The organism is Chitinophaga polysaccharea (genome assembly GCF_007829335.1).
Taxonomy (GTDB): domain Bacteria; phylum Bacteroidota; class Bacteroidia; order Chitinophagales; family Chitinophagaceae; genus Chitinophaga; species Chitinophaga polysaccharea_B.
In genome coordinates, this window is record NZ_VIWO01000001.1 from 1494883 (window position 1) to 1510638 (window position 15756).

Sequence of the window (15756 nt, forward strand, 5' to 3'; positions counted from 1 at the left end):
AACACTGTTTGAGTTTAGTGATTTAGAGGGTGAAGAGGATAAAAAAGTCCTCCCTCGCCAAGGCGGGGGAGGACTCCAATATAAGGTCAATTTCCTGTATTTCTATATCAGAAAATTATCTTGCTATATTCACTGCTCTTTTTTCACGGATCACCGTTACTTTAATCTGGCCAGGATACTGCATTTCTGTCTGTATCTTATTAGCAATTTCGAACGATAAGCGGTCGGCATCGCCATCGGATACTTTTTCACTTTCTACAATGATACGCAGTTCTCTACCTGCCTGGATAGCATAGGCTTTTTCCACGCCATCGTGTGCGAGGGCCAGGTTTTCCAGGTCTTTGATACGTTGCAGGTAGCTCTGCATGATTTCGCGGCGTGCACCCGGGCGTGCACCACTGATGGCATCGCAGGCCTGAACGATCGGGGAAATCACGTATTGCATTTCCATTTCGTCGTGGTGGGCGCCGATAGCGTTTACCACCGCGGCATGTTCGCCATATTTTTCAGCGAGCTTGGCGCCGAGGAGGGCGTGGCTCAGTTCTGTTTCTTCATCAGGTACTTTACCAATATCGTGCAGTAAGCCGGCACGTTTGGCCAGTTTCGGGTTTAAGCCCAGTTCTGCTGCCATTACAGCGCAGAGGTTAGCCGTTTCCTTGGAGTGCATGAGCAGGTTTTGTCCGTAGGAAGAGCGGAAACGCATCTTACCTACCAAACGTACCAGTTCTTTATGGAGTCCATGGATACCCAGTTCTATCACGGTTCTTTCACCGATGTCCATTACCTGTTCTTCCAGTTGTTTCTTGGTTTTTTCCACTACTTCCTCAATACGGGCAGGGTGAATACGTCCATCCTGTACCAGGCGTTGCAGGGACAAGCGGGCTATTTCGCGGCGGAGTGGGTCGAAAGAGGACAATACAATCGCTTCAGGGGTATCGTCTACGATCAGATCAACACCGGTAGCTGCTTCGATAGCGCGGATGTTACGACCTTCGCGGCCAATGATCTGGCCTTTGATTTCATCGCTTTCCAGGGTAAATACGGTGATGGTATTTTCGATGGTTTGCTCAGCAGCGGTACGCTGAATAGATTGTATAATGATTTTCTTGGCTTCCTTGTTGGCTTTCAGCTTGGCGTCTTCAATGATTTCCTGGATATGGGAAAGGGCCTGTGAACGGGCTTCTTCCTTCAGGCTTTCTACCAGCTGGTGTTTTGCTTCTTCTGCAGTTAAGCCGGCTACTTTTTCGAGGCGGCGGATATGTTCTTCCTGGTGCTTTTCGAGTTCGGTGCGCTTAATGGTTACCAGTTCCATCTGGCGGTTCAGGGTTTCCTTGATAGCGTCGTTCTCGTTGATTTGTTTCTGAACCTGCTCGTTTTTCTGGTTGAGTTGTTGTTCTTTCTGTTTGATGCGATTTTCTGACTCGACCAGTTTCTGATTACGTTGCAGTACGTCCTTGTCGTACTCGCTCTTGAGTTGCAGGTATTTTTCTTTCGCTTCCAGTAAGCGGTCTTTTTTCAGATTTTCGGCACTAATCTGTGCGTCTGCAATGATTTTTTTAGCCTGTTGCTCCGCTTCATCTATTTTATGCTGCGTATTTTTGGCAAAAATCACCTTACCCAGCGCAATCCCAATGACCAATGCCACTACTGCAGTTATTGTCGTGATAAGTGTAACATCCATATGAATTATTTATACTTGATTTATGTAGTATTCTCATACCCAACTTGCTGCTAAAACACAACAGGGGCGAGAACTGACCCGCGAAAATACAAAAAAATAGCAGTTAAAGCGTCTTTGATACGTGATAATTAGCTAATTAGCTAATTCGTTGTTAAGCAATGGGTAACGTGGTCATCCCAAGGCCTGGTTGATAATTTCTTCCAGCTTTTCCAGCTTCTCCTGTAAAAAAGGAGCAGTGCTTGCCTGGGCTTTACCGCCGCTGGTTACAGGGTGTGTAGCGTACATAATCAGGGCCATAGCAATATAGTCCTGTAGGTCTTTTCCTGCATAGGACGTTTTAAAATCGACAATTTTCTCATTCACTTCTTTCATAATACGACGTACTTCTTCCTCTTCTTCCGGCTTTATTTTGATGCGGTAAGAGCGGTCGGATACGACAATGTTTATGGGAATGAGTGTTTCCATGTATGATTTTTTATCAGCTGTTCAGTAAAGCGATGCAGCGGTCAATTTCTTTGATATAATCGTTGATCTTGCCCCGGATTTCCTTTCTGAAAGCATCATCTTCGGCTGCTATGGTGGTACCTCCCTGGGCAGTAGACGCAATTTTCATTAGTTGCAGTCTTTCTTCCAGGCTTTGTAGCGACTGTTGCTGCTGTTGCAGCGCCTGTTGCTGTATATGAACTTCTTCTTTCAGCAATACATTCTCCGCCTGCACCTGTTGCAGTTTCTTTACCAGCAGGTGCAGCTTCTCTTCTACGCGTTGAATGTATTGCTCCAGAACCATCCTTATTACTTAATTACTTATTTTCTGATTTCCGCTTGTAACTGTGTTTCAAATGTTTTGATGAGTTTCTCCATTACACTGTCAATCTCTTTGTCAGTCAGCGTTTTCTGTGGATCCAGGAAGGTAAAGCTTACGGCGTAAGACTTCTTGTTGGCTCCCAGTTTTTCGCTTTCAAATACATCGAACAGATTCACTTGTTGTAACAACCCGGATTTCACGCTGCGGGCGGCCGTTTCAACGGAGGCAAATTGTACCTGTTTATCAAGCACAAGCGCAAGATCTCTTCTGACTGCCGGGAAGCGTGGTATTTCCTTGTAAAAGTTATCACTTTTTTGTAAGAGTCCCAGTATTTTATCCCAATTGAAGGTAGCATACCATACCGGCTGACGGATATCGAACTGTTTCAACTTCGCTGTGGTAACGCCTCCGAGGGTAACTACCACCTGGTTTTTTATCTTAATTTCCCAGGATGGTTGCAAGCCTGGTTCGGTGCTTTCAGCCCAGGTAAGTTGTTTATAACCCAGTTGTTGCAGGATATTGATCACAAAACCCTTCAGGAAGTAGAAATCTACCGGGCTGGACTTGTGCATCCAGGTTTCGGCGGTTTTCTTACCGGTCAGGTACAGGACCAGGTGATTATTTTCGCCATAGCCTTTATCCAGTACCCGGTAAGTTTTACCGAATTCGAAGAACAGCAGGTCTTCGTTTTTGCGGTTCAGGTTATGGGCAATGCTTTCCAGGCCGGTTTCCAGCATGGAAGGGCGCATGATGTCCAGCTCCACGGTGAGGCTGTTCATCATTTTTACCGAATGCTCCAGTACTTCCGGCGTATAGTACTTACTGTTGGTAATGGAGTTGGTGAAGATTTCGTTGAAACCGTTACCGGCGAGGTAATCGGCTATTTTTTCCTTCACCTGTTCTGCATCCGGTTGAGCGGATAAGGCAGGGGAGATGGATATTTTAGACGGAATTTCAATATTATCGAGTCCGTCAATACGCATTACCTCTTCTACCAGGTCGGCCGGCAGGCTAATGTCCGGTTTGCTGAATGGTACGGCTACACGAAGTCCTTCTGTTGATTCGGAGAGGATATCGAAGCCCAGGCTGCGGAGGATATTTTTGATTTTATCTGTCGGGTAGTTGCTGCCGCTCAGTTTGCGGATATAGCTATAAGTGGTTTCTACCTGTGTTTTTATTTTCACGGAAGGATATACATCCACGATACCGGAAGCTGCTTGCCCGCCGGCCAGCTCACAGATGAGGGCTGCGGCGCGTTGCAGGGCCAATACCACATTGGAGATATCCACGCCTTTTTCAAAGCGGGAGGCTGCGTCGGTACGCAGTCCATGGCGGAAGGAGGTAGTCCGGATACCGCCGGTGCTGAAAAAGGCGCTTTCCAGGAAAATGTTTTGCGTGGTATCAGATACGCCGGAATGCAGGCCGCCGAACACGCCTGCAATGCACATGCCTTCACCGGCGCCATTGCAGATCATCAGGTCGGAAGCATCCAGTTTCCTTTCTTTTTCATCCAGGGTCACGAATGGTGTGCCGGCCGGGAGGTTTTTCACCACTACCGCATTGCCTTTGATAGCGGTAGCATCGAAGGCATGCAGCGGCTGACCGGTTTCATGCAGTACGAAGTTGGTGATATCCACAATATTGTTGATTGGGCGAACGCCGATGGTACTGAGCCTGGTTTTGAGCCATTCGGGAGAAGGGCCTACCTGTATGCCGGTGATGGAGATGCCGCTATAACGGGGGCATGCATCGGTGTTGTCGATGGTAACGCTGATGGATAATGGTGTTGCCGCTTCTGGCAGCGCTTTTATTTCCGGCAGCTGTACCTGGTATTTGTGGGTATGTTCTATGTTATTGAGAAAGGCGCATACGTCTTTTGCCACGCCGATATGGCTCATCGCGTCCATACGGTTGGGCGTAAGGCCTATTTCATAGATGTAGTCCTGTGCGGGTTTAAACACTTCGCTGGCGGGGGTACCGGGTTGCAGGCCGGCATCCAGCACCATAATACCATCGTGACTGGTACCCAGTCCTATTTCATCTTCAGCGCAAATCATTCCCTGGCTTTCTTCTCCACGGATTTTTGCTTTTTTCATGGTGAGGGGTTCGCCGCCAATAGGGTAAATGGTGGTGCCAATAGGGGCTACCACTACTTTTTGTCCCACTGCTACGTTGGGAGCGCCGCAAACGATGTGCAGGGGGGCCCCGTTGCCGGTGTTCACGGTGGTGAGTCGCAGTTTATCCGCATTCGGGTGTTTTTCTGCTGTCAGCACTTCTCCGATCACCAATCCGGCCAGACTTCCCTTTACAGCTTCGAATTTTTCCAGGCTTTCTACTTCCAGGCCTATCCTGGTTAAAATAGTAGATAGCTCCTCCGGTGTAGGCTTTACCGGTAAGTAATCACATAGCCAGTTGTATGAAATCGTCATTTATCTGCTCGGTTTATATAAGTGGCGTAAAGTTAACAACTAATGAGCAGAAAGCTAAAGGCAGAACGCAAAAAGCTATTAGCAGGGAGCAGAAAGCTGAAAGCATAAAGCAAAAAGCTATTGTGGAGGATCTTTAAGCGGATATTTACCGGTTTACCTCCCCGGAAATCTCTGCCACAATAGCTTTTTGCTTTATGCTTTCAGCTTTCTGCTCTCCCAAAACGGCTACAGCATTGAATCTTACCCCATGTGGAAAATCTTTTTACACAATGTGTGTGAATAATCGGACCTTCGCTTGGGAATTTCCTGTGTTTTGGTGGATAACCCAGGTAGTGTCAGTGGATAACTGACATTTTGCTTGTGGATAACCTGTGTATGTGACTTAATAAATTTAATAACGAAAGGGGGGTATTATTAAAAAAAATGCCTTTACCTTAGTTCGCATGGCTGAAAAAATTTACAATTTCTTAAAGTAGCTAGAAACCCTAATGAATGCGGGAATAATGCAGATACCAATTGTAAAAACAACAGGAAAGGCCCATTGACAGTAACCTTTTATTAACTTTTTTTAATACACTAACCATAAATGGATCTCAATCTTAAGAAGGACCGCAATGTGCGCAGAAAACCGTCCATTGATGTGTCATCCTTGGTGTATGGCAAGATACCACCACAGGCTAAAGAATTGGAAGAAGCTGTTTTGGGAGCCGTAATGCTTGAAAAGGGTGCTTTTGATACCGTTATCGAGATATTGAAAGGAGAGTGTTTTTACGTAGAAGCACACCAGATCATTTTTAGTGCGATGACCCGGCTAGCGGGTAAATCAATGCCGGTAGATATCCTCACGGTAACGGAGGAACTAAAATCTATGGGTCAGCTGGAACAGATCGGGGGGCCCTTTACCGTCATGAAACTGACGAACATGGTGGTGTCATCCGCCAATATTGAGGCCCATGCCCGTATTATTCTCCAGAAATTCATTCAACGGGAACTGATCCGCATTTCCGGGGAAATCCTGACCGAGTCTTATGAAGACACGGCCGATGTATTTGATTTGCTGGACAGCGCAGAATCAAAGCTGTTTGAAGTTACCAATAACCACCTCCGTAAGAACTACGATTCTATCGACCGCGTACTGGTAAATACCATGAAGCGTATTGAGGACCTGCGTAACAAGGGAGATGATATTACCGGGGTGCCTTCCGGCTTCCCATCGCTCGATAAAGTTACCTATGGCTGGCAGCCTACGGATCTGATCATCATTGCGGCCCGTCCATCTGTGGGTAAGACGGCCTTTGCGCTGAACCTGGCGCGTAATGCGGCCCTTCACCCGCGTTTTGCCAGAGGAGCAGCGGTATTCTCATTGGAAATGTCCTCCGGCCAGATTGTACAGCGTATTCTCTCCGCCGAGTCTGAAATAAAACTGGAAAAGATTTCCCGTGGTAAACTGGAAGAATATGAGATGAAGAAGCTGATGACCCACGGTATTGAACGCCTGGCTAAAGCGCCCATCTTCATCGATGATACCCCGGCGCTCAACATCTTCGAGCTGCGCGCCAAATGCCGCAGGCTGGTACACAACCACGGCGTAGGCGTTATCATCATCGACTACCTGCAGCTGATGAGTGGTAGTGCCGATGGAAAAGGCAATAACCGTGAGCAGGAAATCAGTAAAATTTCCCGCGACCTAAAAGGGCTGGCAAAGGAGCTCCAGGTACCGGTGATCGCCCTGTCGCAGTTGAGTCGTGATGTGGAAAAACGTAAAGACGGTAACAAAATGCCCCAGCTGAGTGACCTCCGTGAATCCGGGGCCATTGAGCAGGATGCCGACATGGTAATGTTCCTGTACCGTCCTGAATATTATGAAATCAATACCAATGAAATGGGTGAATCCAACAAAGGTGAAACCCACGTTCGTATAGCCAAGCACCGTAATGGCCAGCTCGATACCATCAAACTGAGAGCCGTACTGGAATTCCAGCGATTTGAAGATGATGGTAGCCTGGAAAACCCCGGTGGCGGCGGCAATCCTTTCACTGGCATCTCCCGACCCCAGCAAGGTGGCGGCGGTAACGATGAGGCGAAGCTGTACATACAGAAAGGATCCAAGATGAACGATATGGATTTTGATGAAGGATTTGAAGATGCACCCTTCTAGCAAGGAAAAGATATTGCTAAAAAGCCGGCATCTATTCGATGGCCGGCTTTTTAGCTTTTAGCCCTTAACTGTCGCAAATATAACACGCCCTGTAGCGGGACTAACCGTTTGTGTACGTTAAATAATTAAAGAATAATAAGATTAACCAATGAAACAACTGTACTTAAAATACAAAGGTCATTACAAAGACAATTTCAGTTTAGCCTATCCCGTTGTTATCTCCCAGTTAGGACATACCCTGGTAGCATTATCTGATAGCATCATTATTGGTCATACCGGCAAGGTACCGCTGGCAGCGGTATCGCTGGGTAATGGGCTGTTCAACGTTTTCATGGTAGCGGGTATCGGCATGTCTTACGGACTAACGCCCCTGATAGCACAGGAAAATGGCCGGGGCAACAAGAATGCCATCGGCCACCTGCTGAGCCACAGCCTGATCATTAATATGGTGGTGGGAGTGCTGTTATCGGCCCTCATTTACTTTGGCAGCGGCTATCTATCGCTGTTGCACCAGGAAGGCGATGTAGCGGAACAAGCCCGTCCCTTCCTGCGTTTCCTGGGATTTTCCTTTATTCCGCTGATGCTGTTCCTGTCGTTTAAGCAGTTTGCAGAAGGACTCGGATTTACCCGGCAGGCGATGAACATCAGCATCATCGGTAACGTGATTAATATCCTCATTGGTATTACGCTGGTATACGGCTTATTTGGGATGCCCCGTATGGGCGTGATAGGCGTGGGTATTGCCACTTTTACGGATCGTCTTATCATGGGAATTACTATGTCGGTTTATGTATTGAGATCGCCCCGGTTTAAGCCTTACCTGCGATCTTTCGGGTTTAAAAACCTGCAGGCAGCTGCCATTAAAAAGATCCTGGGTATCGGCACACCAGTAGCGCTTCAATATCTTTTTGAGGTAAGTGCTTTCAGTGGCGCCGCTGTGATGGTAGGCTGGATGGGTGCAGCTGAACTGGCTGCTCACCAGATTGCGTTGAGCCTGGCCGCTATGACTTACATGATGGCCAGCGGTATTTCTGCGGCGGCGGGGATAAAAAGTGGTAACAACTTCGGGAAGAAAGATTTCCATGGGCTCCGTTTATCGGCTATCGCCAGCTACCATATGGTGTTGGTGCTGATGGGAGCCGCCGCCTTATTGTTTACCGTAGGCAATAACTTGCTGCCCTCTTTTTACATTCAGGATCCGCAGGTGATCCAGATTGCTGCCCGGCTGCTGATCATTGCCGCCTTCTTCCAGTTGTTTGATGGGATGCAGGTGGTGGGATTGGGTATTTTGCGGGGATTGGGTGACGTACGCGTTCCTACCGTGATTACGCTGCTGGCTTACTGGGTGTTGGGTATTCCGCTGGGCTACCTGTTGGGTATACACCTTGGATATGGCGTAGAAGGCGTGTGGTGGGCGCTGTTGCTGGGATTACTGGTGGCTTCTGTATTATTGTTTGCCCGCTTTCATACTAAAACGAAAAAACTTTCTGCTTAACTTCGCTTATGGATTTGCCCGTTTTTTATGCGGCGGATATACAACCCGCCGATGCAACATATACAATGAATGAGGATACATCTAAATACTGTATCCAGGTACTCCGCCATGAAAACGGTGATCGTGTATTGCTGGCAGATGGCCGTGGACACAAGTTTACCGCTGAAATCACGGACGACAACCGTAAGAAGTGCGTAGTGAAAATAGTGGATCGTACCCTGGTGCCAGCCCCTGAAAGAGCCCTGCGTATAGCCATCTCTTTTACTAAAAATACTTCCCGGATAGAATGGTTCCTGGAGAAAGCAACAGAAATCGGTATCCAGACAATCATTCCGCTGGTAAGTCAGCGTACGGAGAAAGAAAAAATAAAAGCTGAGCGCTTGCAGAATATCCTGGTGTCGGCGATGCTGCAATCGCAACAGTTTTACCTGCCCGACTTGCAGGAGCCACAGGCGTTTGACAAGGTGGTGAAACAGCATACCGATCCTCAAAGACTGATTGCACACTGCCTGCCGGAACAAAAACAGGCGATGCAGGATATTATGCAGCGGGGAAAAGATACCCTGATATTGATAGGACCGGAGGGGGATTTTACACCAGATGAAATCAAACTGGCGCTGGAGCAGGGGTTTGTGCCGGTGTCGTTGGGAAATACCCGTTTACGTACGGAAACTGCGGGGATGGTAGCGGTAACAATTATGAACCTGGCATAAAGCGGCCAGCAGGAAGATAGAGACGGCAGATGAAGGCATGGCCCTCATCTGCCGTTATATTTATTGCGGACGTAGTCCTGCGCAGATCTTTTTAACAATGGCAGGCCCTTCATAAATGAAGCCGGTGTATACCTGTACCAGGGAGGCGCCGGCATCCAGCTTTTCCTGGGCATCTGCTGCCGTGAAAATACCGCCTACAGCGATAATAGGAATGCGGCCCTGGCTATGGGTGTGGATATAGCGGATCACTTCTGTGGCCTTGCGTTTTACCGGCAAACCACTGAGTCCCCCGGCGCCGATGTCTTTGATTTCGGCGTCAGGCGTTTTAAGTCCCGCCCGGCTGATGGTGGTGTTGGTAGCTACGATACCGGCCAGTTTTGTTTCCGTCACAATTTCGATGATATCATCCAGTTGTTCGGTGGTCAGATCGGGTGCTATTTTCAGTAAAATGGGTTTCTGCCTGGGCTTTTGTGCATTCAGTACCTGCAGGTGGTGCAGCAGCTGTTTTAAAGGCTCTTTCTCCTGTAAGGCCCGTAGGTTGGGGGTGTTGGGAGAGCTTACGTTTACTACAAAGTAGTCGACTACTTCATAGAGCGCATGAAAGCATTTTTCATAGTCGCTGACTGCTTCTTCATTCGGGGTCACTTTATTTTTCCCGATGTTGCCACCTACGATGATATTAGATTTCTTGCGCTGCAGTCTCTTTGCAGCGGCGGCGGCGCCTTCATTATTGAAGCCCATGCGGTTGATCAGCGCCTGATCTTCCGGCAGGCGGAATAAGCGGGGCTGTTCGTTGCCAGGTTGGGCGAGCGGTGTAACGGTCCCAATTTCTACGAATCCGAAGCCGAGACAGGCCAGCTCATCAATGTACTTAGCGTCTTTATCAAATCCGGCTGCCAGTCCTACGGGGTTGGAAAATTTCAGTCCGAACAATTCCCGTTCCAGGCCTTTGGTTTTAACGCCACAGCAGGCATTCAATACGGTTTTGCCCAATGGCAGGGAATATACTGTCTTAAGACCACGCATAACGCTGTGGTGAATACTTTCCGGCGGATAGCGGAAAAGGAATTTTTTGATCAGGTTGTACATCGCGGGGCAAAGATAAATAGGTTTGGGGGATTTTTACGAATTGGCAGACGCATAAAACAGCTTTTCCCCCTATGCCGGTCAGTTACCAAGTGGTTACCAGTGGCCATTTTACGTATTTCTACGGAAAGATATAAGAGATAGCAGGAATTAATTTAAATCAGGCAAATCATGCCTATATTTGCGGCTTATCATGCTGGAGCTGCATACATTTGAAGCATTATTTAGAGAAAACCATGCTCATTGCCTGGCGTTTGCCACTCATTATACGGGCGATCCCCATGTAGGAGAGGAAATTGTGCAACAGGTTTTCCTGCGTTTGTGGGAAAAACGGGATGCGATCACGATCACTGGCCCTGTAAAAGCATATTTGTTTTCTGCTATTCGCAATACCGCCATCAGTCAATGGCGGAAGGATGTGGTGCGTTCAGAAAAGGAGGCCGGTTACGGCCAGCAGAAAGACACCACTATGGCGGCCGGCGAGGAGGTAAAAGAGCTGGAGCGGTTGTACCGCCAGGCGTTGGAGCGACTGCCGGAGCGATGCAGGGAGGTATTTGTACTAAGTCGCCAGCAACATATGAAATACGCCGAGATAGCAGAGGCAATGAATATTTCAGTAAAGACAGTGGAAAACCAGATGGGGAAAGCACTAAAAATCCTGCACCAGGAGCTGAAAGAATACCTGCCGCTGTTGACAGGCTTCTTATTTTAAAAATAATGATGGACGCATAGGGGCATCGGTATTTTCCATGCGTCTTATTTTAGATAACTGCCCCAGGGGGCGCTGACTGTAAAACTTACAACAACTGATGACACCATCTTATCCAGATGAGGCAATGCCTGATGAGGCGCTGTATACTTTGCTCTGCAAGTATCTGCTGCATGAAGCGGATGCGGAGGAGCGCGCCTGGGTGGAAGCATGGGTAACGGAGGATCCGGGGAATGTGGCATTACTGGGCTCTTTGAGAAAGGTGCTGGATACAGCTACTTCCAATGAGCGGTTGGTAGAAGCCCAAACCAATGAAGCCTGGTTGCAGCTCAGTGGCAAAATTGAAGAAAAACCGGCGCTGATAGCCGTTAAGCCTGCTGCCCGTTTTACCTGGCTGAAAATAGCTGCCGTGCTATTGATAGCCCTGGGCGCCGGTTGGTGGTTCTTAATCGGTAAGCGTCCACAACAGGTATATGCAGGCCCCACTAATGCTAGGCTGGCAGATGGCAGCAATGTCCGGTTGTCGGCTGCTTCCAGGCTGGAAGTAGCCAGGGGCTTTAACCAGCGCAACAGGAAGGTAAGTCTTACCGGTACCGCTACCTTCGACGTGAGCGGCAGCGCTGAGAATCCTTTTGTGATTACATTGGGGCATACAGACGTGAAAGTATTAGGTACCCATTTTATGATCAATTATGAACCAGGTACCGCAGTGCTGAAAGTACATGTTACTACCGGTAAGGTGATGGTAATAGATCACGATAGGGTAGATAGCGTGGTATTAACAGATGGCATGTTATTGCAGAAAGATAATGCTCGCCCTGCTTTTCGTATAGCGGCCCATGTTACGGATATGACTAAAAAATCCTTGTCATTCAAGGATACACCCCTGGAAGAAGTATTACACACGATCACGGAGGTATATGATATCAAAGTGGAAGTGGTAAATATGGACCTCCTGAAATTACCTGTTCGTGCTGACTTTACCGGCGAATCGGCCGATGATGTAATCAGATCACTGGCGCTCATGTTGGGTGCCGACTATGAGAAAATAAATGATCGGCAATACAAATTAAAATAGCTCGTGTCGGCAAGCGCACAGCTTTAACTGTCTTTCACACTTTCAATTTAGCTATCTATGTCGTTAGCCGGAAAACTGCTGACGGGGATATTAATATTATTGTATGTCCCACTGAACGTTTTTGGGTGGGACTGGCAAACAAGAGTAACGGTAGTTGTAAGGAACCAGCCCATTGAGGCGGTGTGTAATATACTGGAGAAAGAATACGGTATTCATTTTTCCTATAGCAGAGAACTTGTCAACTTGTCCCGGAAAGTTACGTTAACAGCCCAGCACCAGCGTCTGAAGAAGTTGCTGGAAGATTTATTTGCTCCCGATGATATACGTTTTACCCGTGTGGGTGAACAGGTAGTGCTGGTGCCTGCACAACGCACTACCCGCACCATCAGTGGCTATATCAGGGACGCCGTTAGTGGTGAGAGTCTCATTGGCGCCACAGTATACGCCCCTGCACTCAAACAGGGCACTACTACCAATCAATATGGCTTTTTCAGCTTAACCACCGTAAAGGATACCAACAGCCTTTTTATTTCTTATATCGGCTATGGGCCGCATTTGCAGCCCGTAACGGCAAAAGGTGACCTGTGGCTGAATATCAGCTTACAGCCAACCGGCAGCCTGAAAGAAGTAGTGGTCAGCGCCCGGGAAAATAAGCTGCAGGAGCAAACACAAATGAGTAAAGTAAAACTCTCTACTGCCGAGCTGGAATCGATGCCCCGTTTCCTGGGGGAAGTGGATGTGATGCGCACGCTGCAGTTGCTGCCAGGTGTAGGTGGAGGAATGGATGGCGCCGGTGGTTTGTATGTGCGGGGGGGCGGACCAGATCAGAACCTGGTACTGCTGGATGGCGCGCCGATATTTAACTTCTCTCATTTCTTCGGTGTTTATTCCCTCATGGATGCCAACGTGGTGAAATCTACCGACCTGTATAAAGGAGCGTTTCCCGCCCGCTACGGCGGGCGTTTATCTTCCGTGGTGGATATTGCCACCAAAGAAGGCAATATGAAAGCCATACATGGCAACGCATCTATTGGACTGATTGCTGCCAAGTTTGATATAGAAGGACCTATTGTAAAAGATAAAACATCGTTCCTCTTATCGGCCCGCCGCTCTTACCCCGACCTGTTGCTAAATGCAGCCATACAATCGGATAATACCCTGGGACCTAACGGCAATTTCAAAGCTTTCTTTTATGATATCAATGCCAAAGTGAATCATATCTTTTCGCAGAAAGACCGGGTATTTCTCAGCTTTTACAAGGGAGAGGACAACCTGGGACTGCAGCAAACCACCAGCGATACCTCTGCTATTTCGGGACTGCACACGTATAAAGACGTGACATCGCGGTTTAAAATGTCGTGGGGTAATACCATTGCGGCATTGCGGTGGAACCATATTTATGGGCCACGCCTGTTTTCCAATATCACGCTCAATTATTCCAGTTATACTTTTGCTACCCAATATGGGCACCGTTATGTTATGCCAGCACTGGGTGAAACAACAGACCTGTTTGGGAAATACAGTTCCCGCATGGAAAACAGTGGAGGCCGGGTCGATTTCGATTATCGCCCCAATCCGCGTCACGCCATACGTTTCGGAGCTATTACTACCATGCATTATTTTAAGCCCGGCAATTCCTCTTTTGAAAATAAAGGCACGCCGGTGCAGCCGCTGGATACGCTGAATAATTCCCTACGGGTGGTAGGAGGCGAATTATCGCTCTATGCAGAAGATGACTGGCAGCTGAAGCCCAACCTATACGCCAACCTGGGAGTACATGCTTCTGCCTTCCTGGTAGAAGGTCGGGTTTATTCTTCTGTGCAGCCCCGCCTGGGGCTCCGCTATGTGCTGCCCCACAACTGGGCCATAAAGGCGGCTTATACACATATGAACCAGTATATCCACTTACTGTCGAGCAATGGAACCACGCTGCCTACCGATATCTGGGTACCGTCTACCCAGCGGGTTGCTCCCATGTTTTCCAAGCAGGTGGCATTAGGCGTCGCTAAAACGTCGTCTAACCTGAAATATGAATTTTCACTGGAAGGCTATTTCAAATCGATGCATAATATGATTGAAAATGCGGAAAACAATAACATTACAAATACCGGCACCACCCGCTGGGACGAAAATGTAATTGTGGGCAAAGGCTGGAGTTATGGATCGGAATTGATGTTACAAAAGAAGAAGGGTAGTACCACCGGTTGGATCGGGTACACGCTTTCATGGTCTATGCGCCGTTTCCCGGGTATTAACTACGGAGAAATTTTCCCTTTTAAATATGATCGCCGGCACGATATCGAGGTGGTGTTGATGCAGCAATTGGGCGAGCATTGGGAATTTTCGGCATCCTGGCACTACAATTCCGGTACGCCTATAACTGTTCCGGTATCCAGCTATGCAGGTGCCGGCAACGCTTCTCCCTGGGATCCGGGTACCGGCCAGCCTGTCATAGATCGCTATGATAACTGGAACAACTATCGTGGAGCAGATGTACACCGCCTGGACGTAGGGATTACCTATAGCAAACAGAAAAAGCACTGGCGTAAAAGCTGGAACCTGAGCGTATTTAATGTATACAATCGCAAGAACCCGGTTTTTTATTATATGGAGAGTGATCCGGTTACAAAGCAGCGCTACCTGACCCGGGTTACGTTATTGCCTATACTGCCCAGTATTACTTATGCGGTTAAATTTTAAAGAGATGAATAAAATATATTTTTTCGTAGGTGCGATACTGTTAGTATGCTTCCTGCAAGCCTGTGAAAAGCGGGAGAACGTGACATTACTTTATGAAGGAAATAAAATAGTGGTGAACACGCTGATACAACCCGACAGCGTGATCTATACCCGTGTTACACGCAGTGTTCCCAGCAATGTATTGATCGATGGTAACAATACGGATGTAAGCGGAGCCAGTGTGCAGCTCCTGGAAGATGGCGTGCCGCTTGCATCGCCGGAAGTACAAACCATAAAAGGAATGTCCTATTATGTGTCGGGAAGCAAAGCTGTGCTGGGCAAGCGTTACGAGGTAAGGGTAGCGGTTCCTGGTATGCAAGCCGTTACGGCCATGGATACCCTGCCTGCGGCGCCATTGGCAAGTGCGGCGGCGGCACAGATTAACAGCAACCGTATCCGGTTTACCCTGAAAGACTGCCCTACCGCCAATAACTATTATCGCATAAGAATATATATTTCAAACCCCGATGGCAGCGATGGCAGTTTTGCGCAATTCCGACTGGACCCGGCTTTCAATAATAACCTGGTAGACTTTTTTGCGCAGGGAGCCTCCAGCAGCCTCATTATGAGCGATGAACGATTCAACGGGAAAGAAGTCAATTTTGTACTGCAAACCAATAACCCGATTGCCGCTACTACGCAGATCACTTTAGAAGTAAGTGCACTTACCTATAATACTTATCAGTACCTGAATACGCTGACTACACAATTAAGATCAGGGGAAGCAGTTATCTCCCAGCCGGTGCGGGTATTTACCAATGTGGCCAATGGTTACGGTATCGTAGGCGGTATCAATACCAAAAAGCTGGTATTTAAAGCAGAATAAAGCCTTCCACCGCTGTAAACGGCGGGAGGTGGAACCC

Annotated in this window: 12 protein-coding genes; 7 read left to right on the forward strand and 5 right to left on the reverse strand. The window is 48.0% G+C overall.

Going from position 1 to position 15756, the window contains the following annotated elements; translation table 11 throughout:
• Positions 1-115 precede the first annotated feature (115 nt).
• The 4 genes from rny to pheT form a co-directional block, all read right to left on the reverse strand.
• A complete protein-coding gene (rny, locus tag FHW36_RS06340; RefSeq protein ID WP_145664004.1) occupies positions 116-1681 on the reverse strand; it encodes a ribonuclease Y in 1566 nt (521 codons plus the stop codon).
• 171 nt (positions 1682-1852) lie between these two features.
• Positions 1853-2146: a cell division protein ZapA gene (locus tag FHW36_RS06345; protein WP_145664013.1), complete on the reverse strand. Its 294-nt coding sequence runs from the start codon at positions 2144-2146 to the stop codon at positions 1853-1855.
• A 13-nt stretch (positions 2147-2159) separates the two neighbouring features.
• The gene (locus FHW36_RS06350; RefSeq protein ID WP_145664022.1) at positions 2160-2468 is read right to left on the reverse strand and encodes a hypothetical protein; all 309 of its coding nucleotides are present in this window, start codon (positions 2466-2468) and stop codon (positions 2160-2162) included.
• A gap of 17 nt (positions 2469-2485) precedes the next feature.
• On the reverse strand, positions 2486-4915 hold the full coding sequence (pheT, locus tag FHW36_RS06355) for a phenylalanine--tRNA ligase subunit beta (RefSeq protein ID WP_145664031.1): 2430 nt from the start codon (positions 4913-4915) through the stop codon (positions 2486-2488).
• A 586-nt stretch (positions 4916-5501) separates the two neighbouring features.
• Here pheT and dnaB point away from each other — a divergent pair.
• The 3 genes from dnaB (at position 5502) to FHW36_RS06370 (ending at position 9281) form a co-directional block, all read left to right on the forward strand.
• Positions 5502-7073, forward strand: a complete 1572-nt coding sequence (gene dnaB, locus FHW36_RS06360) for a replicative DNA helicase (protein WP_145664040.1) — start codon at positions 5502-5504, stop codon at positions 7071-7073.
• Positions 7074-7221: 148 nt separating this feature from the next.
• Positions 7222-8568 (forward strand): MATE family efflux transporter, encoded by a 1347-nt coding sequence (locus tag FHW36_RS06365; RefSeq protein ID WP_145664047.1) that lies wholly within the window; start codon positions 7222-7224, stop codon positions 8566-8568.
• 8 nt (positions 8569-8576) lie between these two features.
• The gene (locus tag FHW36_RS06370) at positions 8577-9281 is read left to right on the forward strand and encodes a 16S rRNA (uracil(1498)-N(3))-methyltransferase (RefSeq protein WP_145664054.1); all 705 of its coding nucleotides are present in this window, start codon (positions 8577-8579) and stop codon (positions 9279-9281) included.
• Between the two features lie 60 nt (positions 9282-9341).
• On the opposite strand, the gene FHW36_RS06375 is transcribed toward FHW36_RS06370, so the two are convergent.
• Positions 9342-10370, reverse strand: coding sequence for a quinone-dependent dihydroorotate dehydrogenase (locus tag FHW36_RS06375; protein ID WP_145664063.1), 1029 nt, complete (start codon positions 10368-10370; stop codon positions 9342-9344).
• 178 nt (positions 10371-10548) lie between these two features.
• Between FHW36_RS06375 and FHW36_RS06380 the strand changes: the two genes are divergently transcribed.
• From FHW36_RS06380 to FHW36_RS06395, 4 genes are all read left to right on the forward strand, one after another.
• A complete protein-coding gene (locus FHW36_RS06380) occupies positions 10549-11079 on the forward strand; it encodes an RNA polymerase sigma-70 factor (protein ID WP_186452320.1) in 531 nt (176 codons plus the stop codon).
• 97 nt (positions 11080-11176) lie between these two features.
• The gene (locus FHW36_RS06385; RefSeq protein WP_145664072.1) at positions 11177-12154 is read left to right on the forward strand and encodes a FecR family protein; all 978 of its coding nucleotides are present in this window, start codon (positions 11177-11179) and stop codon (positions 12152-12154) included.
• 57 nt (positions 12155-12211) lie between these two features.
• Positions 12212-14854, forward strand: a complete 2643-nt coding sequence (locus FHW36_RS06390) for a TonB-dependent receptor (protein WP_145664075.1) — start codon at positions 12212-12214, stop codon at positions 14852-14854.
• 4 nt (positions 14855-14858) lie between these two features.
• Positions 14859-15719 carry a DUF4249 domain-containing protein gene (locus tag FHW36_RS06395; RefSeq protein ID WP_186452321.1) on the forward strand — a complete coding sequence of 287 codons (861 nt, stop codon included), beginning with the start codon at positions 14859-14861 and terminating at the stop codon, positions 15717-15719.
• The last annotated feature ends 37 nt before the right edge of the window (positions 15720-15756 follow it).

Excerpts from the sequence above, each read along its gene's own strand:
- FHW36_RS06365 (WP_145664047.1), top strand. The coding sequence starts at position 7,222 with ATGAAACAACTGTACTTAAAATACAAAGGTCATTACAAAGACAATTTC.
- FHW36_RS06385 (WP_145664072.1), top strand. The coding sequence starts at position 11,177 with ATGACACCATCTTATCCAGATGAGGCAATGCCTGATGAGGCGCTGTAT.
- FHW36_RS06345 (WP_145664013.1), bottom strand. The coding sequence starts at position 2,146 with ATGGAAACACTCATTCCCATAAACATTGTCGTATCCGACCGCTCTTAC.
- FHW36_RS06370 (WP_145664054.1), top strand. The coding sequence starts at position 8,577 with ATGGATTTGCCCGTTTTTTATGCGGCGGATATACAACCCGCCGATGCA.
- dnaB (WP_145664040.1), top strand. The coding sequence starts at position 5,502 with ATGGATCTCAATCTTAAGAAGGACCGCAATGTGCGCAGAAAACCGTCC.
- pheT (WP_145664031.1), bottom strand. The coding sequence starts at position 4,915 with ATGACGATTTCATACAACTGGCTATGTGATTACTTACCGGTAAAGCCT.
- FHW36_RS06395 (WP_186452321.1), top strand. The coding sequence starts at position 14,859 with ATGAATAAAATATATTTTTTCGTAGGTGCGATACTGTTAGTATGCTTC.
- FHW36_RS06375 (WP_145664063.1), bottom strand. The coding sequence starts at position 10,370 with ATGTACAACCTGATCAAAAAATTCCTTTTCCGCTATCCGCCGGAAAGT.
- FHW36_RS06390 (WP_145664075.1), top strand. The coding sequence starts at position 12,212 with ATGTCGTTAGCCGGAAAACTGCTGACGGGGATATTAATATTATTGTAT.
- FHW36_RS06350 (WP_145664022.1), bottom strand. The coding sequence starts at position 2,468 with ATGGTTCTGGAGCAATACATTCAACGCGTAGAAGAGAAGCTGCACCTG.
- rny (WP_145664004.1), bottom strand. The coding sequence starts at position 1,681 with ATGGATGTTACACTTATCACGACAATAACTGCAGTAGTGGCATTGGTC.